Origin of the sequence: Paraburkholderia strydomiana (assembly GCF_046030495.1) — a bacterium.
Classification (GTDB): Bacteria; Pseudomonadota; Gammaproteobacteria; order Burkholderiales; family Burkholderiaceae; genus Paraburkholderia; species Paraburkholderia strydomiana_A.
In genome coordinates this window covers 104603-130461 of the sequence record NZ_JAQQCJ010000004.1, presented here as the reverse complement: position 1 = coordinate 130461, position 25859 = coordinate 104603, and the positions used below count along the sequence as shown (strand labels likewise).

General features: G+C 64.6%; 25 protein-coding genes. 14 read left to right on the top strand and 11 right to left on the bottom strand.

The genetic code is table 11. The features are described 5' to 3' along the window. Positions 1–373 precede the first annotated feature (373 nt). The 5 genes from lpxK to PQQ53_RS07490 all read left to right on the top strand — a co-directional run bounded on the left by lpxK (position 374) and on the right by PQQ53_RS07490 (position 4423). Positions 374–1390, top strand: coding sequence for a tetraacyldisaccharide 4'-kinase (lpxK, locus tag PQQ53_RS07510; RefSeq protein WP_408323579.1), 1017 nt, complete (start codon positions 374–376; stop codon positions 1388–1390). Further along, positions 1371–1574, top strand: a complete 204-nt coding sequence (locus tag PQQ53_RS07505; RefSeq protein ID WP_121315547.1) for a Trm112 family protein — start codon at positions 1371–1373, stop codon at positions 1572–1574. Before lpxK ends, PQQ53_RS07505 begins: the two co-directional genes overlap by 20 nt. Positions 1575–1725: 151 nt before the next feature. Then, positions 1726–2526: a 3-deoxy-manno-octulosonate cytidylyltransferase gene (kdsB, locus tag PQQ53_RS07500; RefSeq protein WP_408323578.1), complete on the top strand. Its 801-nt coding sequence runs from the start codon at positions 1726–1728 to the stop codon at positions 2524–2526. A 223-nt stretch (positions 2527–2749) separates the two neighbouring features. Continuing rightward, complete coding sequence (gene adk / locus PQQ53_RS07495) at positions 2750–3415, top strand: adenylate kinase (RefSeq protein WP_408140597.1); 666 nt, start codon at positions 2750–2752, stop codon at positions 3413–3415. Positions 3416–3664: 249 nt separating this feature from the next. Continuing rightward, complete coding sequence (locus PQQ53_RS07490) at positions 3665–4423, top strand: 3-hydroxyacyl-CoA dehydrogenase (protein WP_408140596.1); 759 nt, start codon at positions 3665–3667, stop codon at positions 4421–4423. Between the two features lie 94 nt (positions 4424–4517). Here the strand turns inward: PQQ53_RS07490 and PQQ53_RS07485 are convergent, their stop codons facing one another. Both PQQ53_RS07485 and murJ read right to left on the bottom strand, forming a co-directional pair. Continuing rightward, positions 4518–5360, bottom strand: coding sequence for a SirB1 family protein (locus PQQ53_RS07485; RefSeq protein ID WP_408140928.1), 843 nt, complete (start codon positions 5358–5360; stop codon positions 4518–4520). 5 nt (positions 5361–5365) lie between these two features. Then, a complete protein-coding gene (murJ, locus tag PQQ53_RS07480; protein ID WP_408140595.1) occupies positions 5366–6916 on the bottom strand; it encodes a murein biosynthesis integral membrane protein MurJ in 1551 nt (516 codons plus the stop codon). Positions 6917–7454: 538 nt separating this feature from the next. Here murJ and rpsT point away from each other — a divergent pair. Beyond that, positions 7455–7733: a 30S ribosomal protein S20 gene (rpsT, locus tag PQQ53_RS07475; RefSeq protein ID WP_408140593.1), complete on the top strand. Its 279-nt coding sequence runs from the start codon at positions 7455–7457 to the stop codon at positions 7731–7733. A 220-nt stretch (positions 7734–7953) separates the two neighbouring features. Here rpsT and PQQ53_RS07470 read toward each other — a convergent pair whose 3' ends face one another. Beyond that, positions 7954–8301, bottom strand: a complete 348-nt coding sequence (locus tag PQQ53_RS07470; protein WP_168665907.1) for a DUF3579 domain-containing protein — start codon at positions 8299–8301, stop codon at positions 7954–7956. A gap of 439 nt (positions 8302–8740) precedes the next feature. Between PQQ53_RS07470 and argF the strand changes: the two genes are divergently transcribed. Both argF and PQQ53_RS07460 read left to right on the top strand, forming a co-directional pair. After that, the gene (gene argF, locus PQQ53_RS07465) at positions 8741–9670 is read left to right on the top strand and encodes an ornithine carbamoyltransferase (RefSeq protein WP_408140591.1); all 930 of its coding nucleotides are present in this window, start codon (positions 8741–8743) and stop codon (positions 9668–9670) included. Between the two features lie 254 nt (positions 9671–9924). Next, positions 9925–11151 carry an argininosuccinate synthase gene (locus tag PQQ53_RS07460; RefSeq protein ID WP_408140589.1) on the top strand — a complete coding sequence of 409 codons (1227 nt, stop codon included), beginning with the start codon at positions 9925–9927 and terminating at the stop codon, positions 11149–11151. A gap of 270 nt (positions 11152–11421) precedes the next feature. Here PQQ53_RS07460 and murB read toward each other — a convergent pair whose 3' ends face one another. After that, positions 11422–12474 carry a UDP-N-acetylmuramate dehydrogenase gene (murB, locus tag PQQ53_RS07455; RefSeq protein WP_408323577.1) on the bottom strand — a complete coding sequence of 351 codons (1053 nt, stop codon included), beginning with the start codon at positions 12472–12474 and terminating at the stop codon, positions 11422–11424. A 185-nt stretch (positions 12475–12659) separates the two neighbouring features. Between murB and PQQ53_RS07450 the strand changes: the two genes are divergently transcribed. Next, complete coding sequence (locus PQQ53_RS07450) at positions 12660–13145, top strand: YajQ family cyclic di-GMP-binding protein (protein ID WP_007180572.1); 486 nt, start codon at positions 12660–12662, stop codon at positions 13143–13145. Positions 13146–13491: 346 nt separating this feature from the next. Here PQQ53_RS07450 and plsY read toward each other — a convergent pair whose 3' ends face one another. Together plsY and ybaK are read right to left on the bottom strand one after the other, a co-directional pair. After that, positions 13492–14127, bottom strand: a complete 636-nt coding sequence (gene plsY / locus PQQ53_RS07445; RefSeq protein WP_408323576.1) for a glycerol-3-phosphate 1-O-acyltransferase PlsY — start codon at positions 14125–14127, stop codon at positions 13492–13494. A gap of 125 nt (positions 14128–14252) precedes the next feature. Further along, the gene (gene ybaK, locus PQQ53_RS07440; RefSeq protein WP_408152419.1) at positions 14253–14744 is read right to left on the bottom strand and encodes a Cys-tRNA(Pro) deacylase; all 492 of its coding nucleotides are present in this window, start codon (positions 14742–14744) and stop codon (positions 14253–14255) included. Between the two features lie 369 nt (positions 14745–15113). Here ybaK and PQQ53_RS07435 point away from each other — a divergent pair, with 369 nt between their 5' ends. Continuing rightward, on the top strand, positions 15114–16673 hold the full coding sequence (locus PQQ53_RS07435) for a class I adenylate-forming enzyme family protein (RefSeq protein ID WP_408323575.1): 1560 nt from the start codon (positions 15114–15116) through the stop codon (positions 16671–16673). 42 nt (positions 16674–16715) lie between these two features. Here the strand turns inward: PQQ53_RS07435 and xerD are convergent, their stop codons facing one another. From xerD to queG, 3 genes are all read right to left on the bottom strand, one after another. Continuing rightward, entirely contained in the window at positions 16716–17669 is a 954-nt protein-coding gene (gene xerD, locus PQQ53_RS07430; RefSeq protein WP_408152415.1) for a site-specific tyrosine recombinase XerD, read from the bottom strand. Further along, entirely contained in the window at positions 17666–18136 is a 471-nt protein-coding gene (locus PQQ53_RS07425) for a methylated-DNA--[protein]-cysteine S-methyltransferase (protein WP_408323574.1), read from the bottom strand. The genes xerD and PQQ53_RS07425 overlap by 4 nt, the downstream gene beginning before the upstream one ends. Before the next feature lie 141 nt (positions 18137–18277). Continuing rightward, entirely contained in the window at positions 18278–19516 is a 1239-nt protein-coding gene (queG, locus tag PQQ53_RS07420) for a tRNA epoxyqueuosine(34) reductase QueG (protein ID WP_408140575.1), read from the bottom strand. Between the two features lie 17 nt (positions 19517–19533). Between queG and tsaE the strand changes: the two genes are divergently transcribed. Further along, positions 19534–20109: a tRNA (adenosine(37)-N6)-threonylcarbamoyltransferase complex ATPase subunit type 1 TsaE gene (gene tsaE / locus PQQ53_RS07415; RefSeq protein ID WP_408140573.1), complete on the top strand. Its 576-nt coding sequence runs from the start codon at positions 19534–19536 to the stop codon at positions 20107–20109. After that, positions 20091–21686, top strand: a complete 1596-nt coding sequence (locus PQQ53_RS07410) for an N-acetylmuramoyl-L-alanine amidase (protein ID WP_408140571.1) — start codon at positions 20091–20093, stop codon at positions 21684–21686. The genes tsaE and PQQ53_RS07410 overlap by 19 nt, the downstream gene beginning before the upstream one ends. Positions 21687–21790: 104 nt before the next feature. Here PQQ53_RS07410 and PQQ53_RS07405 read toward each other — a convergent pair whose 3' ends face one another. Further along, positions 21791–22672 carry an EamA family transporter gene (locus PQQ53_RS07405; RefSeq protein WP_408323573.1) on the bottom strand — a complete coding sequence of 294 codons (882 nt, stop codon included), beginning with the start codon at positions 22670–22672 and terminating at the stop codon, positions 21791–21793. Between the two features lie 178 nt (positions 22673–22850). Here PQQ53_RS07405 and PQQ53_RS07400 point away from each other — a divergent pair, with 178 nt between their 5' ends. Next, positions 22851–23726 (top strand): pirin family protein, encoded by an 876-nt coding sequence (locus tag PQQ53_RS07400; RefSeq protein ID WP_408140567.1) that lies wholly within the window; start codon positions 22851–22853, stop codon positions 23724–23726. Positions 23727–23829: 103 nt separating this feature from the next. Next, positions 23830–24678, top strand: coding sequence for a thioredoxin (trxA, locus tag PQQ53_RS07395; RefSeq protein WP_408323572.1), 849 nt, complete (start codon positions 23830–23832; stop codon positions 24676–24678). A 112-nt stretch (positions 24679–24790) separates the two neighbouring features. Here the strand turns inward: trxA and tcdA are convergent, their stop codons facing one another. Then, complete coding sequence (tcdA, locus tag PQQ53_RS07390; RefSeq protein ID WP_408323571.1) at positions 24791–25648, bottom strand: tRNA cyclic N6-threonylcarbamoyladenosine(37) synthase TcdA; 858 nt, start codon at positions 25646–25648, stop codon at positions 24791–24793. Between the last annotated feature and the right edge of the window lie 211 nt (positions 25649–25859).

Below are 25859 nucleotides of genomic sequence, written 5' to 3'. Positions count from 1 at the left end.
TCTCCGATGCGCGAGGCTCACAACGGCCCTTTCCGGCGGTTCGACGGCAGGTTCTCCACAAAGTTATCCACAGGCCGTGAAGAGCGCGCTCAACGGCAACTCACCGCCGCATACGCGCCTGGCGACTTGCCGGGCGGGACGCCCAGGCGCTAGAGTGGTGGGTTCGACGGCATGCCGAACGCCGCGCAAGGCACGCCGATGCGGTCTGCCGCGCAAGTGCGGCGGACCGCGCCGATGCTTCATTTTTCGCCTCACTTTCGACTGTCCGGAGAACCGCGTTGATGCTGATCCCGCGTATTGCGCCTGGCGCCTCCACGCCGGCGCGCCGCCCCCGTCCGGCGAACGGCGCGCCGCTCGTCCGCGCGACTCGCCCATGAGCGAACTCGGCGATCGTCTCGAAGCCCGTTTCGCCCGCGAGTGGCAACAGCGCGGCCCTCTGGCATGGGCGCTGACGCCGCTCGCGTGCCTGTTCGGTGCGATTGCCGGCGCACGGCGCGCCGCCTTCTCGCTGGGCTGGTTAAAATCCGTGCGCGTCGGTGTGCCGGTGGTCGTGGTCGGCAACGTGACTGTCGGCGGCACCGGCAAGACGCCGACCGTGATCGCGCTGGTCGAAGCCTTGCGCGCCGCGGGCTTCAGTCCCGGCGTGGTGTCGCGCGGGTACGGTGCGCGCGTGAGGACGCCGACGCCGGTCACGCCCGCATCGGCGGCAGCGGTCGGCGGCGACGAGCCGTTGCTGATCGCGCGCCGCACCCGCGCGCCGGTGTGGGTCTGTCCGGACCGGGTGGCCGCCGCGCAGGCGCTGTGCGCCGCGCATCGCGACGTCGACGTGATCGTGAGCGACGACGGCCTTCAGCATTACCGCCTCGCACGCGACGCCGAGCTGGTCGTGTTCGACCACCGTCTCGGCGGCAACGGCTTCCTGTTGCCGGCCGGCCCGCTGCGCGAGCCGTTGTCGCGCCGCCGCGATGCAACGCTGATCAACGATCCCTACGCGCGCACGCTGCCGCCCTGGCCGAACACGTTCGCGCTGCAACTCGCCCCCGCCGACGCGTGGCATCTGGAGAACCCCGCGCTGCGCCGTCCGCTCGCGCAATTCAGCGGCGAGCGCGTGCTGGCCGCGGCCGGCATCGGCGCGCCGGAGCGTTTTTTCGCGACGCTGCGCGCCGCCGGTCTCGCGCCCACCACGCGCGCACTGCCCGATCACTACGCGTTCGAGCGCAATCCTTTTACGGACGTCGACGCCGATGCGATCCTGATAACGGAAAAGGATGCGGTAAAATTAGGGTCCTGGCACGATGCGCGCATCTGGGTTGTCCCGGTCGAAGCCGCGCTCGATCATCGCCTCATTGCATTAGTTGTGGAGAAAGTTCGTGGACGCTCGCCTGCTTGAAATTCTCGTCTGCCCGATCTGCAAGGGCCCGCTCAGCTACGACCGTGGCGCGCAGGAGCTGATCTGCAACGCGGACAAGCTCGCGTACCCCATCCGCGACGGCATTCCCGTGATGCTCGTCGACGAAGCGCGGCAGACCGTGGAAGGCACCCCGGTTGATCTGAATCCGGGCTCGGTCGCCTGAGTTCAGGTTTGCCCGCAGGGGGCAGCAACGCGCCTGCAAGCCCCGCGCCGTTGCTGCGCGCCGGCGACCGTCTTTTCCGTTTGCGCCCGCGCGGCATGCGCGGCCGCTTCCTCCGGTTTTATCGCTGCTCGTCTTCCCGCTTGTCTTCCCGATGACCCAAGCCCATACCACCGCTGCCCCGTTCATTGCCGTCGTACCGGCCCGGCTCGCTTCGACGCGTCTGCCCAACAAGCCGCTCGCCGATATCGGCGGCAAGCCGATGGTGGTGCGGGTCGCCGAACGCGCGCGCGAGTCGGGCGCGCAGCAGGTGCTGGTCGCGTCGGACGCGCAGGCCGTGCTCGACGCAGCACGCGATCACGGCTTCGAAGCTGTGTTGACGCGCGCCGACCATCCGTCGGGCACGGACCGTCTCGCTGAAGTCGCGACACATTTCGGCTGGAGCGACGAGACGATCGTCGTCAACGTGCAAGGCGATGAACCGCTGATCGATCCGGCACTGGTGTGCGGCGTCGCGTCGCACCTCGCGGCGAGCAGCGGCTGTGCGATCGCCACCGCCGCCCATCCGATCACCGACCCCGCTGAAATCTTCAATCCGAACGTCGTCAAGGTCGTGCTCGACGCGCGCGGCGTCGCGTTGTACTTCTCGCGCGCGCCGATTCCGTGGGCCCGCGACGCCTATCAGCCGCACTGGCCCAATGTCGCGTCGATGCCGGCCCCGCCTCCACCCGCAGTGGTTCACCGGCATATCGGCCTGTACGCGTATCGCGCGCAATTCCTGCGTACGTACCCGAGTCTCGCGATCTCGCCGATCGAACAGGTCGAAGCGCTCGAACAGTTGCGCGCAATGTGGCATGGCGAGCGAATCGCGGTGCTCGTCACGCCGGACGTGCCGCTGCCCGGCGTCGACACACCTGCGGATCTCGCGCGCGTACAGGCTTTATTCGGGTCTTGAGCACAAAAACCCGTGGCATAATCGGACGGTTGTGCGCGCCTCCCATCACCAGCGAAAGCAGCGAAACTCAGGGTTTGCCCGGTCGCACCGTTGCCTTCTTGCAGCGCCGTCGTGTTTCGACGTGCAGCGCGAGACCTGCAACGGCAGCCGATGCGGGTCCCTCGACGAATCGTGGGATGGCTGCAGCGTCATCGAAGAATTCACATAGATCTGGAGATATCACATGCGTTTGATCCTTTTGGGTGCACCCGGTGCGGGCAAGGGCACTCAGGCAAACTTCATCAAGGAAAAATTCGGGATTCCGCAAATTTCCACCGGTGACATGCTGCGCGCGGCCGTCAAGGCAGGCACGCCGCTGGGTCTCGAAGCCAAGCGCTTCATGGATGCCGGCGAGCTGGTCACGGACGAACTCATCATCAACCTGGTGAAGGAACGTCTGCAGCAGCCGGACTGCGCGAACGGCTATCTGTTCGACGGTTTCCCGCGCACCATTCCGCAAGCGGAAGCGATGAAGCAGGCCGGCGTCGCGATCGACTACGTGCTGGAAATCGACGTGCCGTTCGACGAGATCATCGTGCGTATGAGCGGCCGCCGCTCGCACGCCGCGTCGGGCCGTACGTATCACGTCAAGTTCAATCCGCCGAAAGTCGAAGGCGTGGACGACGTGACCGGCGAACCGCTGATCCAGCGCGACGACGACAAGGAAGAAACGGTCAAGAAGCGTTTGGACGTGTATGAGGCGCAGACCAAGCCGCTGATCGAGTACTACAACAGCTGGGCAAAGAACGGCGATGCATCGACCGCATTGAAGGCGCCGCAGTACCGCCGCATTTCGGGCCTCGGCAGCGTCGATGAGATTCGTACTCGCGCATTCGACGCGTTGAAGTAAGCTCGCTGCGAACTGCGTCTGTTTGACGAAAAACCCGCCCCTGCCGGCGGGTTTTTAATTGGGCCACCGGCCCGTGCTGGCCGCCCTTTCCATTTCCTGCCGATCACGCGCATTCAGATTAGTTAGACATCCGTATCGGTTTGCCCTGCTTGCGCCGCGCTTTCCGCATTGCAGCATAGCCGCTACAATCGATCATCGAAAATATATTCGATCGAAATACGACTGGACAACCGTAGCAAAGGAGTAGACATGGAGATTCGTGACAATGCGTTCCTGATCACCGGCGGTGCATCGGGTCTTGGCGCCGCCACCGCGCGCCTGCTCGTCGAGAACGGCGGCAAGGTCGTGCTCGCCGACCTGAATCAGGATGCCGGCGAGGCGCTCGCCAAAGAACTCGGCGGCGTGTTCGTCAAATGCGACGTGAGCCGCGAAGACGACGCGATCCAGGCCGTCGAAGCCGCAACGAAGCTCGGCACGCTTCGCGGTCTCGTCAATTGCGCTGGCGTAGCGCCAGCCGTCAAGACCGTCGGCAAGGACGGCCCGCATCCGCTCGACTCGTTCGCACGCACCATCTCGATCAATCTGATCGGCACCTTCAACATGATCCGGCTCGCCGCCGCGGCAATGTCAAAGAACGAGCCGAACGCGAATGGCGAGCGCGGCGTCATCATCAACACGGCATCCGTGGCCGCGTACGACGGCCAGATCGGCCAGGCGGCCTATGCGGCATCGAAAGCCGGCGTGGTCGGCATGACGTTGCCGATCGCTCGCGACCTGTCGCGCAACGCGATTCGCGTGATGACGATCGCACCGGGCATCTTCGAAACGCCGATGCTGCTCGGCATGCCGCAGGAAGTGCAGGACGCGCTCGGCGCCATGGTGCCATTCCCGCCGCGCCTCGGCAAACCGGCCGAATACGCGATGCTGGCCAAACAGATCTTCGATAATCCGATGCTCAACGGCGAGGTGATTCGCCTGGACGGCGCCATCCGCATGCAGCCGAAGTAACGACGCGCCCACCTGCCGCCTGATGCGGCATGCCCGAAAAAAAACGCCTGCACATGATTGATGTGCGGGCGTTCTGTTTTAAAGCGGCAGGGCGCTATTCGCGATCGTCGTGTTGAGTGCGTTGGCGTAGCTCATGCAACTGCGACTCGACCACCGTCGCGTCCTCGGCATCCGGCCGGTCGCCCAGATAGCTTTCGAGGTCTTCGAGCGCGGGGCGCAGGTAATCGAGCCGCGCGTACGCGAAGCCGCGATCGCGCACCTCTTCGATGTTGTCCGGCAGCAGGATCACGAGACGCTGCTGCACCGCCAGCAAGCGCTGCCAGCGCTCGGTCTGCAGATAGGTGGACTTCAGATTGCGCAGCATGCGCGCGATGATCTCGCGGCGCGTGGCCGGCTGCAGCAGCATGCGCAGCGCCCGGCTCACCGACTCGCCCGCCGACGCCACATACGGCTCCAGCATCTCGACCATCTGCGTTTCGGTCAGCGACTGGCCGGTGGTCGGATCGAGCATCTCTTCGCCGTCGGGCGTCGTCACGCGCAGCAGGAAGTGCCCCGGAAAGGACACGCCGCGCGCCGGAATGCCGAGCTGCTCGGCCATCTCCAGATACAGCACCGCGAGCGAAATCGGAATGCCGCGGCGGCGCTTGAGCACCGCGTTCAGATAGCTGTTGTCGGGATCGTAATAGTCGTTGAGGTTGGCGGCAAAGCCGAGCTCGCGGAAGAAGAACCGGTTCAGAACGCCGAGCTTCTGTCTGATGTCGGCGTCGGCCGGCATGCGGCGCTGCAGACGCACCACCAGTTCGTCGATCTCGGCCAGTGTGGCTTGCAGATCGAGATCGGGGTAAGCGTCCTGCGCGAGCGAGAGCGCCGCCTCGGTCAGTGGAAGACTGTCGTCTTCGGCGACGAGCGTGCTGAAATAGTCGAGAACCCGCGTCATCGTGATCACTTCACTCGCCTTTTGAAATACGCGTACTTGAAGCCCATCAGCCAAAGCATACCGAAATATAGCGCGGCGAACAGCACGAGGCACGCGCCTAGCAGCACCATCCGGTCGACCGGCCGGTCATGCATGGCGATCCAGTCGAAATTGATCGCCAGCCAACGCATCGTGCCGGCCAGCACCAGACAGGCGCCGAACAACTGTACGAAAAACTTGAGCCAGCCGCCTGACGGCATATAAATGCCGCGCTTGCGCAGACCGACAAACAGAAGCAACGCATTGACGCAAGCGCCGAGCCCGACGCTCAGCGTAAGGCCCGCATGCGAGAAAAGCGGCACGAACACGTAGTTGCTCAATTGCGTGGCGATCAGCACGCCGACGCCGATCTTCACCGGCGTCTTGATGTCCTGCTTCGCGTAGAAGCCGGGCGCGAGAATCTTGATCAGGATCAGACCGATCAGCCCCACGCCATAAGCGGCCAGCGCACGGCTCACCATCACGACCGAGTGGCCGTCGAACTTGCCGTAGTTGAACAGGACGGCGGTCAGCGGCTGCGCGAAGAAGAAGAGCGCGACCGCGCTCGGCGCGGCCAGCAGGAACGTAACGCGCAAACCCCAGTCGAGCAGCGACGAATACTCGTGCGCGTCGGCGTCGACGTGCGCCTTCGACAGGCTCGGCAGCAGGATCGTGCCCAGCGCGACACCGAGCAGCGCAGTCGGAAACTCCATTAGCCGATCGGCGTAGTTGATCCACGACACCGCGCCCGGCCCGATGCGCGACGCGATATTCGTATTGATGATGAGGCTGATCTGCGCGACCGACACGGCGAACATCGCCGGCACCATCTTCGACAGCACCCGCTTTACGCCGCGATGCGCGAGCGCCCGCAACGGATTCAGGCTGATGCGCGGCACCATGTCGATCTTTTTCAGCCCCGGCAACTGCACGATGAATTGCAGGATGCCGCCGGCGATCACCGCCCACGCGAGCGCATAGACCGGCGTTTGCAGACGCGGCGCGACGAACACCGCGGCGACGATGAATGCCACGTTCAGCAACACCGGCGCGAATGCGGGCAGCGAGAAGTTCTTGTACGTATTCAGCACGCTCGACGCCAGCGAGGTCAGCGAAATGAAAATGATGTACGGGAACATGATGCGCGTCATCGTGACCGCGAGCGCGTACGCCTCGCCCTCGTGCGCGAGACCCGAGGCGACGACGTACACCACGCCCGACGCGCCCACCACGCCGATCACCGACAGCACCGCCAGCGCCCACGCGAGCACCGTCGAGGTGGCGTCGACGAGCGCCTTGGTGGCGTCGTGGCCCTGCTGGTTCTTGAACTCGGCGAGAATCGGCACGAAGGCCTGCGAGAACGCGCCTTCGGCGGAAATGCGGCGCAGCAGGTTGGGGATACGGAAGGCGACGTAGAACGCGTCAGTGTATTGACTGGCGCCGAACGCGCGAGCGATCAGCGTTTCGCGGGCCAGTCCGGTCACGCGCGACAGCAGCGTGAAGCCGCTGACCGTCAGCAGGGCTCGGATTAGATTCATGGGGCGCTTATTATACGGGTGCCGCAAGTGCGGACGACGAGCCGGAACGCGATTCGGACCGATTTCCTGCCCAGACGTTCGGTCCGATCGGCTGATTGGCGCATTTTTTTGCGGTGGGTCGGGTCGTGCCGTGCGTCACGAACGCGCGCCGGAACGCGTATTCCGGCCTCGCGTCGCACCGGCCGCGCCACTTTCGCCAACCCATGGCCGCCGAAGGACGCGAGCCTTCCCGCTAAAGGCCCGCGCGGCGCGCTCGTGCATTCCCGTTGCCACGTGCCTGATTTTGTTGCTATAATCGCCGGTTTCGAAGCTCGCTCAGTTTTCGGACGCGCTCAAGGACATGGGCAAGGTCGGCTCCACGCCGCCTGGCAACGTCCTCGAATCGCCGGAAATCCAGGCCCGCCTTCGCGTAGTTCGATCGATTTTTTCGACACTTTTTGCGCTCTTGGGCAATCGCTTCCAAGAGTTCGGATCTAAAAGCAGCACCTCACCACTTGAAGGTCAGGTACTGGAAACAGGAACAGGATAAGGAACCGTCATGGCTAACTCCGCACAAGCACGCAAGCGCGCCCGCCAGGCCGCCAAGGCAAACTCGCACAACTCGGCACTGCGCTCGAAGTTCCGCACGGCTATCAAGGCTGTTCGCAAGGCGATCGACGCCGGCGACAAGGCCAAGGCCGCTGAAATCTTCCAGGCATCGTCGAAGACCATCGACATCATCGCCGACAAGAACATCGTTCACAAGAACAAGGCTGCTCGCCATAAGAGCCGTCTCGCTGCAGCCCTCAAGGGTCTGCAAGCGTCCGCAGCGCAGTAATTCCGGTCAGCCCGCTTCGGTGGGCTACCTCCTGTTTCCGCTGCACAGAAAGGCCCGCCTCGGCGGGCTTTTTTGCTTGAAACAGACCGATTCGCACGTGTCCGCAACGCTTCAGCGCGGCGCGCTTGTGATTGCCGGGCCACCCTGCCGCCCCCGACGTCACACAAAAAAACCCGCTAATTGCGGGTTTTTTGCTTTTGCAGATCCGGTGCCGCCTGCGCTATATCACGTGTCTTTTGGCTTGCGGCACGGCAGCATGCTCGAGTTGCAACTCACACGCCTCGGTCACGACGAGATCGTTGTCTTTTGCGAAGTTGAGCACGAAGTCGAAGGCCATCGGTTCGATGTCGCGCAAGCGCGAATCGAGAATCACGCACTTGAGATCGCCGATCATGGTCGGCCGCACGTACAGCGAGTACTGCATATAGGCGTTCGGCCCCTTCTTCGCTCCTGGCCCAAAACATGCCATCACTCCGGCGAGCCGCTCCGACCAGTCGCTCGGCCGGAATCGCTTTCCGGTCGACGTAATGCCCTGAATGAAGAATTCGGTTGGAGCTGCTTCGGCCATGTAGGAATACCTGTGTAACTGCCCAGCGTGATGACGGCAAAGCCGACGGCACGCGCCGGCTTCAAATGCCTGAATTCGCGGCTGTACGCCGCGATGGCGAGCCGCGCCACCAGAAACCGCCACGGGCCGGCTGGGCAGCCTCGTCGCTTGTCATGACGGCGCACCGCGAGCAGGCTTTCCGAACCGCGCGAGCCGTGTCCCGCAGGCCGGATTCCGGCCTGCCGGGCTTTGGGAGAACCGCCAGATTATAGCGCAGCGGACCTTTTTCCGCAGCGCACACAAGCTTCGTCCGACCGGGGCGCGAGGCTTTCAGACAGCTTTCCCGGCCTTTTCGCCGACTCGTCAAACGGGGCGAAATCCTTTATGCTGCATTGAGTTACCACAAACGACGGCGGCGCCGTCCGGCAATCCTGCCGGGTGAGACCGCCGTATTTGTTTCATGACCGCCAAGAAAATTCGCCACTATCTGCAGTTCAAGGATTTCTCGCTGGAAGACTACGAGTACGTGCTGGAACGCGCGCGCATTCTGAAACGTAAATTCAAGAACTACGAGACTTACCACCCGCTGCACGATCGCACGCTGGCCATGATCTTCGAAAAGAATTCGACACGCACCCGCCTGTCGTTCGAGGCCGGCATCTTCCAGCTGGGCGGCCACGCCGTGTTCATGAGCACGCGCGACACGCAGCTCGGTCGCGGCGAACCGATCGAAGACGCTGCGCAAGTGATTTCGCGCATGGTCGACATCATCATGATCCGCACGTTCGGCCAGGACATCATCCAGCGCTTTGCGGAAAATTCCCGCGTGCCGGTGATCAACGGGCTGACCAACGAATACCACCCGTGCCAGGTGCTGGCCGACATCTTCACGTACTTCGAGCATCGCGGCCCGATTCGCGACAAGACGGTCGCATGGGTCGGCGACGCCAACAACATGCTGTACACGTGGATTGAAGCCGCGCAGATCCTCGGCTTCAGGCTGCGCCTGTCCACGCCGCCGGGCTACAAGCTCGACCGCGCGATGGTCGCCGCCGAAAGCGCGCCGTTCTACGAAGAATTCGACGACCCGAACGAAGCCTGCGCGGGCGCCGATCTCGTCACCACCGACGTCTGGACCAGCATGGGCTTCGAAGCCGAAAACGAAGCACGCAAGAAGGCCTTCGCGGACTGGTGCGTCGACGCCGAAATGATGGCGCGCGCCAACCCGGACGCGCTATTCATGCACTGCCTGCCCGCCCACCGTGGAGAGGAAGTCAGCGCGGAAGTAATCGACGGCCCGCAAAGCGTCGTGTGGGACGAGGCGGAAAATCGCCTGCACGTGCAAAAAGCGTTGCTGGAATATCTGCTGCTCGGCAAGCTGAATCACTGAGCGAGCTTTTTTACCCTCTGCAGCACTCGCGTGAAACCTGCGTGAAGCGCGCCGGGGCCTTGACTACGAGGCAAGGCATCCACGTCCGCGCTGCGCATCGGGCCGGCGTCCACGGTTGCAACGGGACCCGGCCGCATGACCGTACTGCCCCAAAAACGCGGGGCCCGGCGGTTTAGTGTCAAAATAGTGGTTTTCCGCGCTCCGGAACCGCCGGCGCGCCTTGTTTTCCCGCTTTTTCCAGCTACGAGTTCACCATGAGCGATATCAAGAAAGTCGTGCTCGCCTATTCGGGCGGCCTCGACACCTCCGTCATCCTGAAGTGGTTGCAGGACAACTACGACGCCGAAGTCGTCACGTTCACCGCCGACATCGGCCAGGGCGAAGAGCTGGAGCCGGCGCGCAAGAAGGCCCTGCAGCTCGGCATCAAGCAGGAAAACATTTTCATCGAAGACCTGCGCGAAGAATTTGTGCGCGACTTCGTGTTCCCGATGTTCCGCGCCAACACGGTCTATGAAGGCGAGTACCTGCTGGGCACGTCGATCGCGCGTCCGCTGATCGCCAAGCGTCAGATCGAAATCGCCCGCGCCACCGGCGCCCAGGCGGTGTCGCACGGCGCAACCGGCAAGGGCAACGACCAGGTTCGCTTCGAACTCGGTTACTACGCGCTGGAACCGGGCATCAAGGTCATCGCACCGTGGCGTGAATGGGACCTGTTGTCGCGCGAAAAGCTGCTCGCGTACGCGGAAAAGGCCGGTATTCCGATCGAAATGAAGCACAAGCAAGGCGGCGCGCCGTATTCGATGGATGCGAACCTGCTGCACATCTCGTTCGAAGGCCGTCACCTGGAAGATCCGAAGGCGGAAGCTGAAGCCGATATGTGGCGCTGGACCGTGTCGCCCGAACAGGCGCCGGACCAGGCCGAATACCTCGACATCGAATACGAGCACGGCGATCCGGTCGCGATCAACGGCAAGCGTCTGTCGGCGGCGGAAATGCTGACCGAACTGAACCGCCTGGGCGGCAAACACGGCATCGGCCGTCTGGATCTGGTGGAAAACCGTTACGTCGGCATGAAGTCGCGCGGCTGCTATGAAACGCCGGGCGGCACGATCATGCTGAAGGCGCACCGCGGCATCGAGTCGATCACGCTCGACCGTGAAGTCGCTCACCTGAAAGACGACCTGATGGCCCGCTACGCGTCGCTGATTTACAACGGCTACTGGTGGAGCCCGGAGCGCCGCGCGCTCCAGGTGCTGATCGACCACACGCAGGAAAAGGTCAACGGCTGGGTGCGTGTGAAGCTGTACAAGGGCGGCGTCTCGGTGGTCGCGCGCGATTCGAAGGAAACACTGTTCGACAAGACCATCGCTACGTTCGACGACGACGGCGGCGCATACAACCAGGCGGACGCCGGCGGCTTCATCAAGTTGAATGCACTGCGTATGCGGATTGCGGAAAATGCGCGCCGTCAGCGTGGCTGAGGGTGGGCTGAGGGTGGGCGTTTCGGTGAAGGCTAATTTCGCGCGAGCGGAGTCAAGCGCCGAAGGCGCGGCCTGATCCAAACGCAGACGATAAAAAAGCGCCGCGAGAAAACTCCCGGCGCTTTTTTGCATTTCAGCGTGCCGCCTAACCAGTCACAACGCGCCCAGTCGACTCAGTGTCCGTCAGCGCACCGTCGAACCACTTCCGGGAGCGCTGGCAGCAAGACTTCGGCGCCTCAAGCTCAGTCGGCCGCTATCCGCGCCGCCGCGTCACAAACAAACCGGCTCCGCTTCCAACTCCACACCGAATCGCTCGAGCACGTCCCGCTGGATCGCTCTGGCAAGCGCCAACACCTCCGCGCCGCTCGCGCCGCCGCGATTCACCAGCACCAGCGCCTGCCGCTCATGCACGGCCGCCGCGCCCATCGCACGGCCTTTCCAGCCGCATCGGTCGATCAACCAGCCTGCCGCGAGCTTCACCCGCCCATCCGCCTGAAGATAGGACACGACATCCGGCTCCCGGCTCTTCAACGCGTCGAACTGCGCCGCGTCGACCACTGGATTCTTGAAGAAGCTCCCGGCATTGCCGAGTTCCAGCGGATCGGGCAGCTTCGCGCGCCGCACCGCCACCACCGCATCGAAGATGGCCTGCGCGGTCGGCGGCCTGTCACCGCCAGCGGCATGATCCGAGCCTGCGGCCAACTCACGCGCCAGATCGGCGTAACCGGCGCGCGGCTGCCAGAGCTTCGGCAAGCGGAACGTCACCGATGTGATGACGAACCGGTCACGCCCTTCTCGCTTGAAGAAGCTGTCGCGATAACCGAACCCACAAGCCTGGGCATCGAGCTCGACGACGTCGCCCGTCGCCAGTTCCACCGCGCGCAACGAGGCGAACCGCTCGCACATTTCCAGTCCGTACGCGCCGATGTTCTGAATCGGCGCCGCGCCGACCGTACCCGGAATCAGCGCGAGATTCTCCAGTCCCGGCAATCCCTGCGACAAAGTCCACGCGACGAACTCGTGCCACGGTTCGCCGCCGGCCGCCTCGACGTACCATGCGTCATCGTCCTCGCGCACGACGCGGCGGCCCCGCAGCGCGACCAGCAGCACCAGCCCGGGGAAGTCGCCGGTCAGCACGACGTTGCTGCCGCCGCCCAGCACGAGGCGCGGCAGTCCTCCCGCGCGGGCGTCGCGCACCGCCGCCATCAATTGCGCTTCGTGCTCGATCCGGCATGCAAACCGCGCGCGGACATCGAAACCAAAGGTGTTGTGTGCCTTCAGTGGATAGCCGGCAATGAACGCGGCGGAATCGGAGTGGGACATCGGAATCGAGGAGAATGAAACAGCGAAAGAGACCAGATCGCGCCCCGGCCGCCCGACAATGCGCGGCGGTCTTGGGCAAAAGGGAGTGGCGTCGGTAAAATGACGTCCGGTTCGTGATTATAGCGAGTGCCCCGTGCGCAGCCGACCGGCCGCGTCACGCACCGCAGCACTATTGGGAGAATGCAATGCCATCGTTTGACGTCGTCTGCGAAGCGAACATGATCGAAGTCAAGAACGCGATCGAACAGTCCAACAAGGAAATTTCCACGCGCTTCGACTTCAAAGGGTCGGACGCGCGCGTCGAACATAAGGAAAACGAAATCACCGCCTACGCCGACGACGACTTCAAGCTCGGCCAGGTGAAGGACGTGCTGCTGTCGAAAATGGCCAAGCGCAACGTGGACGTGCGCTTTCTCGACTACGGCAAGATCGAGAAGATCGGTGGCGACAAGGTCAAGCAGGTCATCAAGATCAAGAAGGGCGTGTCCGGCGATCTCTCGAAGAAAATCGTGCGTCTCGTGAAGGATAGCAAGATCAAGGTCCAGGCGAGCATTCAGGGCGACGCGGTGCGCATCACCGGCGGCAAGCGCGACGATCTGCAAAGCGTGATTGCGATGCTGCGCAAGGACGTGACCGATACGCCGCTCGACTTCAACAACTTCCGCGACTGAGTCTCAATGGCGCGGGTACGCGCCCAAGGGAGCAGAACGGCCAATGAGTAACGGGCAAGCGCGAGGTGTACCTCGCGCAGGGCTTGCGAGCCCTACGCGCCGAGGCCGCCTTACCCGTGCGCCGTCCAACGAGTACTCGTAACTTGCCGGCTAGCCGGTCGCCTCGGGTTTCGCGCTCGCTGCGCACTGCCTGGGCGGAGCCAGCGAGCAACTCGAATGAAATCCCGTAACACCCGCACACCGCCCGCGCGGCACCAGCGAGCGGCCTGCGGGCGGGCCACATGAGACGGCATCGGCGATCAATCGGAGCGCGACACGTATGGCCTCCACGCGCCCCATCCGTCCCTCAAAGATCGTTACCCGCCGCCGGCGTAGGCGCCTTCTTCTTGTCCCCGATGCGGCTTTCCTGCCCGCGCATCAGCTTGGCGATGTTGCCGCGATGGCGCCACACCAGCAGCGAACTCATCACGACGATCGCCAGCGCGATCACGCGCGGCCCGAACAGGAACGCGTAAAAAAGCGGCGCGAACACCGCCGCGGCCAGCGCCGCCAGCGAGGAATAACGCGTGAAGAACGCAACGATCAGCCACGTCAGCAAGGTCGCGATGCCGAGCGTCGGATTGATCGCGAGCAGCACGCCCGCTGCGGTCGCCACGCCCTTGCCGCCCTTGAAGCGGAAGAACACCGGATACAGGTGGCCGAGAAACACCGTGACCGACGCCATCGCCACCGACGTCTCGTCCAGCCCATAGCGCGCGCCGAAGTGCACGACGAACCACACCGGCAGCCAGCCCTTGAAGGCATCGCCGATCAGCGTGAGAATCGCCGCCTTCTTGCTGCCGCTGCGCAGCACGTTGGTGGCGCCGGGGTTGCCCGAGCCGTATGAGCGCGGGTCGTCGAGGCCCATTGCGGCGCTCACGATCACGGCGAACGACACCGAACCGATCAGGTAGGCAACGACAGCAACGATCAGGTTTTGCATCTGGGACTCTTATAAGGATCAGCGGTCTGAAACTCGATACTCCAACCGCAACAGGTAAGGCAACTCGGAACAAAGCGGCGCATATTCTACCGAACGCGACCGCCCGGAAAACATTCGCGCAAACGTCAATCGACGCTCGCGCACTGCACCGCCTTCGCCGCCAGCAGATCGGTCAGCACCGTCGGCTCGATGCTGACCAGAAAGCCGCGCCGGCCGCCGTTCAGCCAGAGCCTGTCCATTTCCAGAATGCTCGACTCGACATAGACCGGCATCTGCTTGCGCGTACCGAACGGCGACGTGCCGCCGATCAGATAGCCGGAATGCCGGTTCGCCACTTCGGGCTTGCAGGGCTCGACGCGCTTCGCGCCGATCTGCCGGGCGAGGTTCTTGGTGCTGACGGTGCGGTCGCCGTGCATCAGCACGATCAGCGGCTTCGCGTGCTCGTCTTCCATCACGAGCGTCTTCACGACATGATGCTCGTCCACGCCGAGCTGGCGCGCCGACTCTGCCGTGCCGCCGTGCTCGACGTAATCGTAAGGATGCTCGCCGAACGTGACGCCGTGGCGGCGCAGAAACTGCGTGGCCGGCGTTTCGGAAACGTGTCTGGATTTGCTCATCGGCGCATTGTAATGGCGAGTTTGCACGACGGCTATTTGCCGAACGGCCAATTGTGCGGTCCATGCGGGTGTGGCACGATCGTTCGGATATTGGGTGTCGGCGTAGCCGTGGATTTGATGCTGCGCGGCGAATCGTTTTTAGTGGTTATTTTGCGTGGGACTGAGGAGTAGTAGGTGCTAAAGCGCCAACTCCGATCGACCGCCCTGGGGCATGGGATCGGAGTAAGCGCTAAAGCGCCAACTCCGATCGACCGCCTTGAGGCATGGGATCGGAGTAAGCGCTAAAGCGCCAACTCCGATCGACCGCCTTGAGGCATGGGATCGGAGTAAGCGCTAAAGCGCCAACTCCGATCGACACAGGAGACAACGTTGAACCCCGATTCATCCAGCCGTTCCACAATCGACATCCCCGCCCTGCTCGCCGCGCTGCCCGCGCGCATCGCCGAGATTCCGGCGCTCGCCGCCGCGCGCGATCCGCAGCACATCGCCCTGATCGAGGACGCGCGCCAGTTGACCAGTGCACAACTGCTGCAAGCCGTCGACTCCGTCACGGACCTGCTGCGCGCATGGGGCGTGCGCGGCGGCGACCGCGTAATGATCGTCGCGGAAAACAGCATCGCGCAGATCGTGCTGCTGTTCGCAACCGCGCGGCTCGACGCGTGGGCGCTGGTGTCGAACGCCCGCCTGTCCGCAGCCGAACTCGACGCGATCCGCGCGCACGCACAACCTCGCATGGTCGCGTATGCGGTGGAATCCGGCGATGCCCAGCAGCACGCGCTGCGCCACCAGGCGACGGCCGCGCCGGCCATCACGCCGGACATCGGCGCATGGTCGTACACGGTGGACAGCGCAGCGCAAGCCGAACCGGTCGAACCCGCGAACCATCGCCAATGCGCCGCGCTGATCTACACCACCGGCACCACCGGCGCGCCGAAAGGCGTGATGCTGTCGCATCGCAATCTGCTGTACATCGCCGCGGTGTCGAGCCGCCTGCGCAAGGTCGGTCCCGGCGACGTCGTCTATGCCGTGCTGCCGATCTCGCACGTGTACGGCTTCGCGTCGGTGTGCCTCGGCAGCCTGCACGCGGGCGCGACCTTGCGGCTCGCACCGCGCTTCGCGCCGGAAGCCGTGCGCCGCGCCCTCGCCGACGAACGCGTGTCGATCTTCCAGGGCGTGCCGGCCATGCACGCCAAACTGCTCGACCATCTGCAGACGTGTGGCCTTCCGTGGTCCGCGCCGCACCTGCGCTTTGCCTACTCGGGCGGCTCGCCGCTCGACGCCGCGCTCAAGGCGCAGGTCGAAGCCGTCTACGGTCTGCCGCTGCACAACGGCTACGGCATGACCGAGAGCAGCCCCACGGTGTCGCACACGATGCTCGACGCGCCGCGCAGCGACTGCTCGGTCGGCGAGGTCATTCCGGGCGTCGAGGTGAAGTTCGTCGGACTCGATGGCGTCGACGCGGCGCCGGGACAAATCGGCGAGCTATGGGTGCGCGGGCCGAATGTGATGCTCGGCTACTACCGAAGTCCGGAGCAAACCCGCGCGGCCGTGACCGCGGACGGCTGGCTCAAGACCGGCGATCTCGCGCGACAGGACGCGGACGGCGCGCTGCATATCGCCGGGCGCAGCAAGGAGTTGATCATCCGCTCGGGGTTCAACGTCTATCCGGCCGAGGTCGAGCATGTGTTGAACGCGCATCCGCAAGTCGTACAGTCGGCGGTGATCGGACGCGCGGTCGAGGGCAACGAGGAAGTGATCGCGTTCGTCGAGTTGACGGCGGGCGCGACCGTCACGCCCGCCGACTTGATCGCGTGGTGCGGCGAGCGTCTCGCGCCGTACAAGCGGCCCGCCGAATTGAAGGTGCTCGCCGCGCTGCCGGCCGCCTCGACCGGCAAGATCCTCAAACACCGGCTGCGTGAATTCGTCTGAAGCAGGCGCAACGGCACGCGCCACGCTGAACGCAAGCGCGCCTCATCCTCGCGGATGATGCTGCGCATGCAGCGACTTCAGCCGTTCGCGGGCCACGTGGGTGTAGATCTGCGTGGTCGAGATATCGGTGTGGCCGAGCAGCAGTTGGACGACGCGCAGGTCCGCGCCGTGATTGAGCAGGTGCGTGGCGAACGCGTGCCGCAACGTGTGCGGCGACAAAGGCGCGTGCACATCGGCCGCCGCCGCGTGGCGTTTGATGATGTTCCAGAACTGCTGGCGCGTCATGCCCTCGGCGCGGCTCGTGACGAACAGCGCATCGGTGGCGCGCGCGCCGAGCAACACCGGGCGCGCCTCGCGCAGATAACGCTCGATCCACCCGTGCGCCTCTTCGCCGAACGGAATCAGACGCTCCTTCGAGCCCTTGCCCATCACGCGCACCACGCCTTCGTTCAGCCCCACTTCCACCGTCTTCAGCGTGACGAGTTCAGTGACGCGCAGGCCGCTCGCGTACATCAGCTCCAGCATCGTGCGATCGCGCAAGCCCAGCGCGGTGTCGATGTCGGGCGCGCCGAGCAGCGCTTCGACTTGCGCTTCGGTGAGTGTCGAGGGAAAACGTGGCGGCTGCTTCGCCGAACGGATGCGCAGTGTCGGATCGACCGCCGCGCGATGCTCGCGCACCGCCCACGCGTAGTAGCGGCGAAACACCGAGAGACGCCGGTTCGCCGAGGTCGATTTGTCGTGCTGCCGCACGGCGCTGTACGCGTTGAGTTCGGCTTCGCCGACTGTATCGAGCGACATGTTGCGGCTCGCCGCGAGCCATTCCGAGAACAGCCGCAGGTCGCGGCGGTACGCATCGAGCGTGTTGCGCGACAGGCCGTGTTCGAGCCACAGCGCATCGCAGAACACATCGATCGACGCGAGGCTCGCGAGCAACTCCGGTGCTGAAGCGGATGAAGGTGACACGACGCTCGCGCCGTCTGCGGTGATGTCGCTCATGCGTACGGAATGCCCTCATGCGCCAGCAGCCAGCGCTTGACGTTGCGAAAGAAGCCCTCTTCGGCGTGATGCGCGAAGCCGCCGATACCGCTCGAACTCACCACGCGATGACACGGAATCACAATCGGAAAGTCATTCGCGCCGCAAGCCTGGCCGACCGCGCGCGGCACGCTGCCCAACTGCCTCGCCAACTGTCCGTAGGTCAGTACGACGCCGGGCGGAATTTCGCAGAGCGCCTGCCACACCCGCCGCTGAAACGGGGTGCCGACGGATGCCAGCGGCAACTCGAACCGCGCGGACGGCTGCTCGAAATATCGTTCGATCTGCTCGACCGCTTGCCGCGCCAACGGCGTGTCGGGCGCGACGCTCCGCACCGAATCCGGCAGATAGACGATCTCGCGCACGGCCTCGCCTTCGACACGAATGCCGACCTTGCCGAATGGCGCATCGATCACTGCGTTGAACATGATTGCCTGCTCCTGACAAACGCGGCGCCCTGGCTTGCAACGGCAACGTAGCGTACCTGCATGGACGTGCAGGCGTTCTACGCGAACCGTATGCGCAAACCGCGCCGTACAAAAACATCCGCTGATTGAACTGCCGCTACTCTACGCCGCTTCCAACGCCCACTCCACATGCTCGCGCACGACCGCGGAAGGATCGTCGGCGCGCTGCCGCAGTGCCTGCACGATCGCCTCGCGCGCCGCGCCATTCAAACTTTCCGCAGGCGCTCTGAGCGCGTTGCCCATCCCCACTGCGAGATTACGCAGCCAGCTCTCGTAGCCGATGCGGCGAATCGCGCTGCCCTGCATGCGCGTATCGAACTCGTCCGCGCTCCACGCGAACAGCTCGACCAGCGACGCGCGATCGAGCCCATGCCGCACATCGAAATCGGCGACCGGCGCAGCCTGCGCGAACTTGTTCCATGGACACGCGAGCTGGCAATCGTCGCAGCCATACACACGATTGCCGATCAGCGGCCGCATGTCCAGGGGAATACTGCCTTTGAGTTCAATCGTGAGATACGAGATGCACAGGCGCGCATCGACCTTGTAAGGCGCGACGATCGCCCCGGTCGGACAGGCGCCGATGCAGCGCGTGCAACTGCCGCAATGCGAGCCCGGCGTCTCGGGCGCGACCTCGGGCAAGGTTTCGGCGTCGGTCGGCAAAGGCACATCGACATAGATTTCGCCGAGGAAGAACAGCGATCCGGCGTCGCGTTGCAACAGCAGCGTGTGCTTGCCGCGCCAGCCGATGCCCGCCTTCTGCGCAAGTTCTACTTCCAGCACCGGCGCCGAATCGGTAAATACGCGGTAGCCGAACGCGCCGATCTCGGCTTCGATTTTCTCGGCCAGATGTTGCAGACGGTTACGCATCACCTTGTGATAGTCGCGGCCGCGCGCATAGATCGACACCACCGCCGCCGACGGGTCCGCGAGCCGCGCCTGCTCGGCTGCGCGCCACTCGCGTGCGAGCGGCCCTTCCTGCGTGGTGGTCTGGTTCGCGTTGCCGCTCAGCGTGTCGAACGGCAAATAGGCGATGCGCGCGGTAATTACGCGTCGCGTGCCGGCCACAAGCTCGGCCGGGCGCGCGCGTTTCATCCCGTGTTTCGCCATATAATCCATCTCGCCGTGGCACCCCGCTTCCAGCCACGCCGCAAGCGGCGCTTCGGCAGCGCAGAGATCGGTGTCGCTAATGCCGATCGCCCCGAAACCCAATTCACGGCCCCAGCTTTTGATGTTAAGCGCGAGCGCATTCAGCGCCGCTTCATCGAAATGACGCACGGCACGCGCGGCGTCGACGGACGCGGGCATGCTGGAAACAGGGGACTCCGGACTTCGGTTCATCACGCCATTTTACGAGAATGCCTGCCAACTCCGATCACGCAATTCAACCGCCCGCCGCCGTCCTGCTCGAACGCGTCTTCGCGCTCGCGGACGAAGCCGCCACGCTCGCCTTCGGCGAGCGCTTCGCGCAGGCGATCGAAAGCGTGCGCGCGGCGATCGCCCAAAGTGGCAACGCGTTCCACGGACTGCAGGTGCAACTCGTCGGCGACCTTGGCGCGGGCAAGACCACGCTCGTGCGCGCGACCCTGCGCGGCCTCGGCCACACCGGCCGCGTACGCAGTCCCACTTACACGCTCGTCGAACCTTACGTGCTCGAACCACGGCAAGGGGAACCAGGCGAACTCGGGGAACTCGCGCTCTATCACTTCGATCTGTACAGATTCACCGATCCGGCCGAATGGGCCGACGCGGGCTTTCGCGAATACTTCGACAGCGGCGCGGTCTGCCTCGTCGAATGGCCGCAACGCGCAGGGCGTCTTCTCGGCGTGCCGGATCTCGTCTTCTCGCTCGACCTCGACAGCGACGGCGACGGCCGCGTGCTCGTCGCACGGGCATACAGCGAATCAGGAAAGGCATGTCTCGAAAGATGTTGATCAAACCGTTCCGCTCGATCGAATCGGCGGCCACCGCAACACATAACTGGCGGCGCCGGCAGATTCTGCGGGCGGGCGCCTCCACGCTCGTGCTCGGCCTCGTCGCGCCGCGTCTGGCGATGGCCAGTTCGGTGCTCGGCGTGCGCGTCTGGCCGGCGCGCGACTACACGCGCGTGACGATCGAATCCGATCAGCCGTTGCAGAACGCACAGCAGCTGTTGCAGGGACCGGACCGGCTGGTGGTCGATCTGAGCGGCCTCGATCTCGATCAGGCGCTCAAGGATCTCGTCTCGAAGATCACGCCGAACGATCCGCAAATTTCGTCGGTGCGGGTCGGACAATATCAGCCGCACGTGGTGCGCATGGTGTTCGACCTGAAGGGCTCGGTGAAGCCGCAGGTGTTCACGCTGCCGCCGGTCGGCGCGTACAAGTACCGGCTGGTGTTCGACCTCTATCCGGCGGTCGCGCCCGACCCGCTGATGGACCTGCTCGCGCAGACCGAGCACAAGCAGCAGACGCTGAACGAAGAGAACGGCGTGCCGCCCGCCACGCTGAACGGCCCCGGCACGCCGCCCACCGCCGACAACAGCGAGGCGTTCTTCGAGCGCTATGCGCAAAACGGCGGCGGTGGCAACACTGCGCCGAATGCGCCGCGTCCGCCCGTGCACGTCACCCCCACGCCCAGCGCGCCGATCATCGCGGGCAAGCCGGCCGCGCCGCTCGCACCACTCGCACCGCCCGCCGCGATTGCGCGCAACAACAAAGGCGGCAACAGCGGCAATAGCGCACGCAACCAGGACAGCGACGATACGGACGGCGGCGACACCTACGCGTTCAGCACGCCCAAATCCGGCAAGAGCAACACCGTGCGTCTGCTGACGGTCGCCATCGACCCGGGTCATGGCGGCGAAGACCCCGGCGCAATCGGCGGCTCGGGCACCTACGAGAAGCACGTCGCGCTCGACATCGCGAAGAAGCTGCGCGCGAAGATCGACGCGCAGTCGAACATGCGCGCCATGATGACGCGCGACGCCGACTTCTTCGTGCCGCTGAACGTGCGCGTGCAGAAGGCGCGGCGCGTCGGCGCGGACCTGTTCGTGTCGATCCACGCGGACGCGTTCACCACGCCGGAGGCGAAGGGCTCGTCGGTGTTCGCGCTGTCCGAGCATGGCGCGTCGAGCGCCGCCGCGCGCTGGATGGCGAACAAGGAGAACTCGTCGGATCAGATCGGCGGGATCAACATCAAGTCCGCCGACGCCACGGTCAACCGTGCGTTGTTCGATATGTCGACCACCGCGCAGATTCGCGATTCGATGCGCTACGGCAACTTCGTGCTGAAGGAAATCGGCGGGATCAACAAGCTGCACAAGGGCTCGGTCGAACAGGCGGGGTTCGCGGTGCTGAAGGCGCCGGACATTCCGTCGATCCTCGTCGAGACCGCGTTCATCAGCAACCCGGATGAGGAGCGCCGCCTGAACGACGACGCGTATCGCGAGAAGATGGCCGACGCGATCATGAGCGGCATCAAGCGCTATTTCGCGGCGAATCCGCCGCTGGCGAAAAACCGCATGACGTGATGCGTTGGCGTGCAGCCACACGCGGTGCAATGCAATGAAAAACGGCCGCTGGATGCGGCCGTTTTTCATGATGCCTTCACGCGCACGTCCTGCGCTCGACAGGCTCAACGCGCCGGCGTCAACCACTGCACGATCCGGCCGCCGAACACGTTCACGGCGAGGCCCGCCATCACCAGCAGCGCGCCCCCGATCTGCGCCATGGTCAATTGCTCATCGAGCAACAGCGACGCCGACGCCAGGCCGACGATCGGCACCAGCAACGAAAACGGCGCGACCTGGCTCGCCGGATAGCGCGACAGCAGGCGGCTCCACAAGCCATAGCCGAGCAACGTCGCGATGAAGGCGAGATACACGATCGCGAAGATCGACATCGCGCTGATGCCCGTCAGCGCCGCGGCCATTTTCTGCGGCCCCTCGAACAGATACGACGCGGCGAAGAACGGCAGCGGCGGGATCAGACTGCCCCACACCACCAGGCCGACGAGATCGACCTTGCCGACCTTCTTCGTGACGATGTTACCGAGCGCCCACATGCACGCGGCACACAACGTCAGCATGAAACCGGCGACACTCATGGAGTGGCCGCCTTGCAGGCCGATCACCGCGAGGCCGCCCGCCGCGATCAGCAAGCCCGCGACGTTCGGCAGACGAAAGCGCTCGTGCAGGAACACCGCGGCGAACATCAGCGTGAAGAACGCCTGAGCCTGCAGCACCAGCGAAGCGAGCCCGGCCGGCATGCCGACGTACATCGCCGAGAACAGAAAAGCGAATTGCCCGAACGAGATCGTCGCACCGTACGCGAGCAGCCAGCGCCACGGCAAGTTCGGACGTTTGACGAAGAACACCGCCGGCACCGCCGCGACCGTGAAGCGCAAGGCGCCGAGCAGCATCGGCGGCACTCCGTGCAGCCCCTCCTTGATCACGACGAAATTGACGCCCCACGCGAGCACCACCACCAGCGCGAGCAGCAAGTCCCTGGGCGACATCCCGGTCTCCGATTGATTGTCCAATCCGGCAGTTTAGCGGAGCCGGCAGCGCGGCGTGATCGCCCACGCTACGAGTTCCCGCAGCGCCGCTGTGCCCCGAGCCGTCGGCATCGCGCGCGGCGCAGTAGAATCGTCCATTAAGCCGAATCCCCACCGACCATTTCAGCCGAGCCCGCCCATGACTTCCTCGATCAAAGCAGTCCTCAAACCGCATCTGCGCGACGTCGGCAGTCTGACCGTGCGGCGCGTGCTGCCCGCCATGGCAGCGCGCCTGATCGGCCCGTTCATTTTCTTCGACCACATGGGCCCGGCGACGCTCGAACCCGGCGTCGGGCTCGACGTGCGCCCGCATCCGCACATCGGTCTCGCCACCGTGACCTATCTGTTCGAAGGCTCGATCATGCATCGCGACAGCCTCGGCTCCGAGCAGAAGATCGTCCCCGGCGACGTCAACTGGATGACCGCGGGGCGCGGCATCGTCCATTCCGAGCGCACGCCCGCTGAAGACCGCGCGAGCGGCCTGACGATGCACGGCATTCAGACCTGGGTCGCGCTGCCGCTCGCGGACGAAGAGGTCGAGCCGTCGTTCGCGCATCACGCCGCCGACACGCTGCCGATGGTCGAGCGCAACGGCGTGTCGCTGCGCGTGATCGCGGGCACGGCGTTCGGCGTGGAGTCGCCGGTCAGGACGTTTTCGGGCACGCTGTACGTCGCCGCGGAATTCGCGCCGGGCGGCGCCTTCGCGCTCGAACCGGAGCACGAGGAACGCGGCGTCTATCTCGTGGATGGCGATCTGGAGATCGACGGCGCGCCGCTCGAAGCCGGCCAGATGGCAGTGCTCGCGCTCGACGAAACCGTCACGCTCGCCAGCACGCACGGCGCGCGCGTCATGCTGCTGGGCGGCGAGAAGCTGGACGGCGAGCGCTTCATCGAATGGAATTTCGTCGCCAGTTCGCGCGCGAAGATCGAAGCCGCGAAACTCGCGTGGACCCATCAGGAGATGGGCAAGGTGCCGGGCGAAACCGAATGGATTCCGTTGCCGGAACGAAATTGAGCGCAAGGAGCGCCGCCGGTCGACGCAAGTCAGCGGCCGCCCGCATTGAATCCGCGCCGTTCGGCCCCAATTAACCACAAACCGTTTTATCGACGAGGACGCAATGGACGCCACTCTGGCCACTTTTGAACAGGACGTCATCGCGGCGTCGACACTGGCCCCCGTGCTGGTCGATTTCTGGGCGCCGTGGTGCGGCCCCTGCAAGAGCCTCGGCCCGATGCTCGAAAAGCTCGAAGCCGAAGCGGCAGGCAAATGGAAACTGGTGAAAGTCAACGTGGACGAGAACCAGGAACTGGCCGCGCACTTCCAGGTGCGCAGCATTCCGCACGTGGTCGCCTTTGCCGACGGCCGGCCGGTCGATCAGTTCATCGGCGTGTTGCCTGAAGGTCAGTTGCGCGAGTTTATCGAGCGGCTCGTGCCGCAAGGCGCGGATGCGGCGCGCCTCGAAGCGCAGACCGCATTGGCGGAAGGCCGCCGTGAAGACGCGTACGACGCGCTGCAAGCCGCCCTCGCCTACGACCCCGGCTTCGACGAAGCGCGCATGGACCGCATCGAACTGCTGCTCGAAGACAACCGCATCGACGAGGCGCGCAACGAGGTCGATCTGCTGTCGCCGAAAACGACGCAAGGCATCGACGCGCGCTTCAACGCGATCAAGACGCGGCTCGATGCAGTGGATGCCGCCGCCGAACTGCCGCCGACCGATGCGCTGGAGGCCAAAGTCGCGGCCGCTCCGGACAATCTCGAAGCGCGCTTCGATCTGGCGAGCGCGCTGATCGCGCGTCGCAAATACGCACAAGCGCTCGAACACCTGCTCGCGATCGTGCAACGCGATCGCACATTCCGCGACGATATCGGCCGCAAGACGATGTTGTCGGTGTTCGATCTGGCCGCGCATCAGCCGGAGCTGGTGTCGCAGTGGCGGCGCAAGCTGAGCGCGTCGTTGTTCTGATTTGCGCCGGATTCAGGCGTGGTGGCCGCGAGCAAGCGCGGCTAGTGCGCCTGAATGTGCGGCTATCGCACCTCACCATGCCGCGCAGTCGCGCGGCACTCGCCTCACCGCTTCAAGCCGCCGCCTGCTTCGCCAACGCTCGCAACACATGCGCGGCGGCGGCAAAGCCGAAGCTTGCCGTTACGCACACGCTCGATCCAAATCCCGCACAGTTCAACCCGACCGGTCCCGTATGCCCCGGCGACGTGCTCACGTGCTCGGCTTCCGCGTCGATGTCGCAGACGGCCGCTTCCGGGTAGATCAACGGCTCGTCGGAATACACCGCGCTCACCTTGAATTTCGCCTTCGGCCCGCGCGGAAAGCCGTGCTGTTTGCGCAACTGGCCGCGCACTTTTGACAGCAGCGGGTCCTGGATCGTCAGCGCGAGATCGTCGATACGGATGCGCGTCGGGTCGAGCTGACCGCCCGCGCCGCCCACCGTGATCAACGCCTGTTGACGCTCGACACACCATGCGATCAGCGCGGTCTTCGTGCGCACGCTGTCGATCGCGTCGATGACGTAGTCGAAGCCGCCGCCGAGCGTCGCCGCGAAGTTGTCCGGCTCGACGAAGTCTTCAATCAGCCGCACGTCGCAATACGGATTGATCGCGGCGATGCGCTCGGCCATCGCTTCGACTTTCGGCTTTCCGAAGTTGCCGTCGAGCGCATGGATCTGCCGGTTGGTGTTGCTTTCGGCGACGTTATCCAGATCGATCAGCGTCAGCGTGCCGAGCGCGCTGCGCGCGAGCGCCTCGGCCACCCATGACCCCACCCCGCCAATGCCGATCACCGCGACGTGCGCGCCTTCGAACGCGGCGAGCGCCGGTGCGCCGTACAGGCGGGCGATGCCGCCGAAGCGCCGCGCGCGGTCGGCGGTTTCACTCCCGTCGAGGCTGGTAGTAAGATCGGATTGCGCGGTGGTGCTGGACATGATGGCGGGGCTCGTTGAATACAGGCAAGACGGAAAGTGACGGCGCTCGAGTGGTTTGGCACGCTCAGCCCGTATTTTGCCTGAACGCGTCGATCGGCATCGCCGCAGGTGCGGTGGCAGCGAAGGCGGAAAGCCATGCATGGCGCGCGGTCTTGCCCTGCTCACGCGCAAAAAATTAACTCCTTAGCTATACTTGCTTGACTGTAGCGTT

Excerpts from the sequence above, each read along its gene's own strand:
- plsY (WP_408323576.1), bottom strand. The coding sequence starts at position 14,127 with ATGCAAAACCTGATCGTTGCTGTCGTTGCCTACCTGATCGGTTCGGTG.
- PQQ53_RS07400 (WP_408140567.1), top strand. The coding sequence starts at position 22,851 with ATGACTTCCTCGATCAAAGCAGTCCTCAAACCGCATCTGCGCGACGTC.
- tcdA (WP_408323571.1), bottom strand. The coding sequence starts at position 25,648 with ATGTCCAGCACCACCGCGCAATCCGATCTTACTACCAGCCTCGACGGG.
- queG (WP_408140575.1), bottom strand. The coding sequence starts at position 19,516 with ATGAACCGAAGTCCGGAGTCCCCTGTTTCCAGCATGCCCGCGTCCGTC.
- PQQ53_RS07410 (WP_408140571.1), top strand. The coding sequence starts at position 20,091 with ATGTCTCGAAAGATGTTGATCAAACCGTTCCGCTCGATCGAATCGGCG.
- PQQ53_RS07405 (WP_408323573.1), bottom strand. The coding sequence starts at position 22,672 with ATGTCGCCCAGGGACTTGCTGCTCGCGCTGGTGGTGGTGCTCGCGTGG.
- xerD (WP_408152415.1), bottom strand. The coding sequence starts at position 17,669 with ATGAGCGACATCACCGCAGACGGCGCGAGCGTCGTGTCACCTTCATCC.
- adk (WP_408140597.1), top strand. The coding sequence starts at position 2,750 with ATGCGTTTGATCCTTTTGGGTGCACCCGGTGCGGGCAAGGGCACTCAG.
- PQQ53_RS07425 (WP_408323574.1), bottom strand. The coding sequence starts at position 18,136 with ATGTTCAACGCAGTGATCGATGCGCCATTCGGCAAGGTCGGCATTCGT.
- tsaE (WP_408140573.1), top strand. The coding sequence starts at position 19,534 with ATGCCTGCCAACTCCGATCACGCAATTCAACCGCCCGCCGCCGTCCTG.
- lpxK (WP_408323579.1), top strand. The coding sequence starts at position 374 with ATGAGCGAACTCGGCGATCGTCTCGAAGCCCGTTTCGCCCGCGAGTGG.
- murB (WP_408323577.1), bottom strand. The coding sequence starts at position 12,474 with ATGTCCCACTCCGATTCCGCCGCGTTCATTGCCGGCTATCCACTGAAG.
- argF (WP_408140591.1), top strand. The coding sequence starts at position 8,741 with ATGACCGCCAAGAAAATTCGCCACTATCTGCAGTTCAAGGATTTCTCG.
- PQQ53_RS07450 (WP_007180572.1), top strand. The coding sequence starts at position 12,660 with ATGCCATCGTTTGACGTCGTCTGCGAAGCGAACATGATCGAAGTCAAG.
- PQQ53_RS07490 (WP_408140596.1), top strand. The coding sequence starts at position 3,665 with ATGGAGATTCGTGACAATGCGTTCCTGATCACCGGCGGTGCATCGGGT.
- rpsT (WP_408140593.1), top strand. The coding sequence starts at position 7,455 with ATGGCTAACTCCGCACAAGCACGCAAGCGCGCCCGCCAGGCCGCCAAG.
- kdsB (WP_408323578.1), top strand. The coding sequence starts at position 1,726 with ATGACCCAAGCCCATACCACCGCTGCCCCGTTCATTGCCGTCGTACCG.
- PQQ53_RS07485 (WP_408140928.1), bottom strand. The coding sequence starts at position 5,360 with ATGACGCGGGTTCTCGACTATTTCAGCACGCTCGTCGCCGAAGACGAC.
- PQQ53_RS07460 (WP_408140589.1), top strand. The coding sequence starts at position 9,925 with ATGAGCGATATCAAGAAAGTCGTGCTCGCCTATTCGGGCGGCCTCGAC.
- PQQ53_RS07470 (WP_168665907.1), bottom strand. The coding sequence starts at position 8,301 with ATGGCCGAAGCAGCTCCAACCGAATTCTTCATTCAGGGCATTACGTCG.
- trxA (WP_408323572.1), top strand. The coding sequence starts at position 23,830 with ATGGACGCCACTCTGGCCACTTTTGAACAGGACGTCATCGCGGCGTCG.
- ybaK (WP_408152419.1), bottom strand. The coding sequence starts at position 14,744 with ATGAGCAAATCCAGACACGTTTCCGAAACGCCGGCCACGCAGTTTCTG.
- murJ (WP_408140595.1), bottom strand. The coding sequence starts at position 6,916 with ATGAATCTAATCCGAGCCCTGCTGACGGTCAGCGGCTTCACGCTGCTG.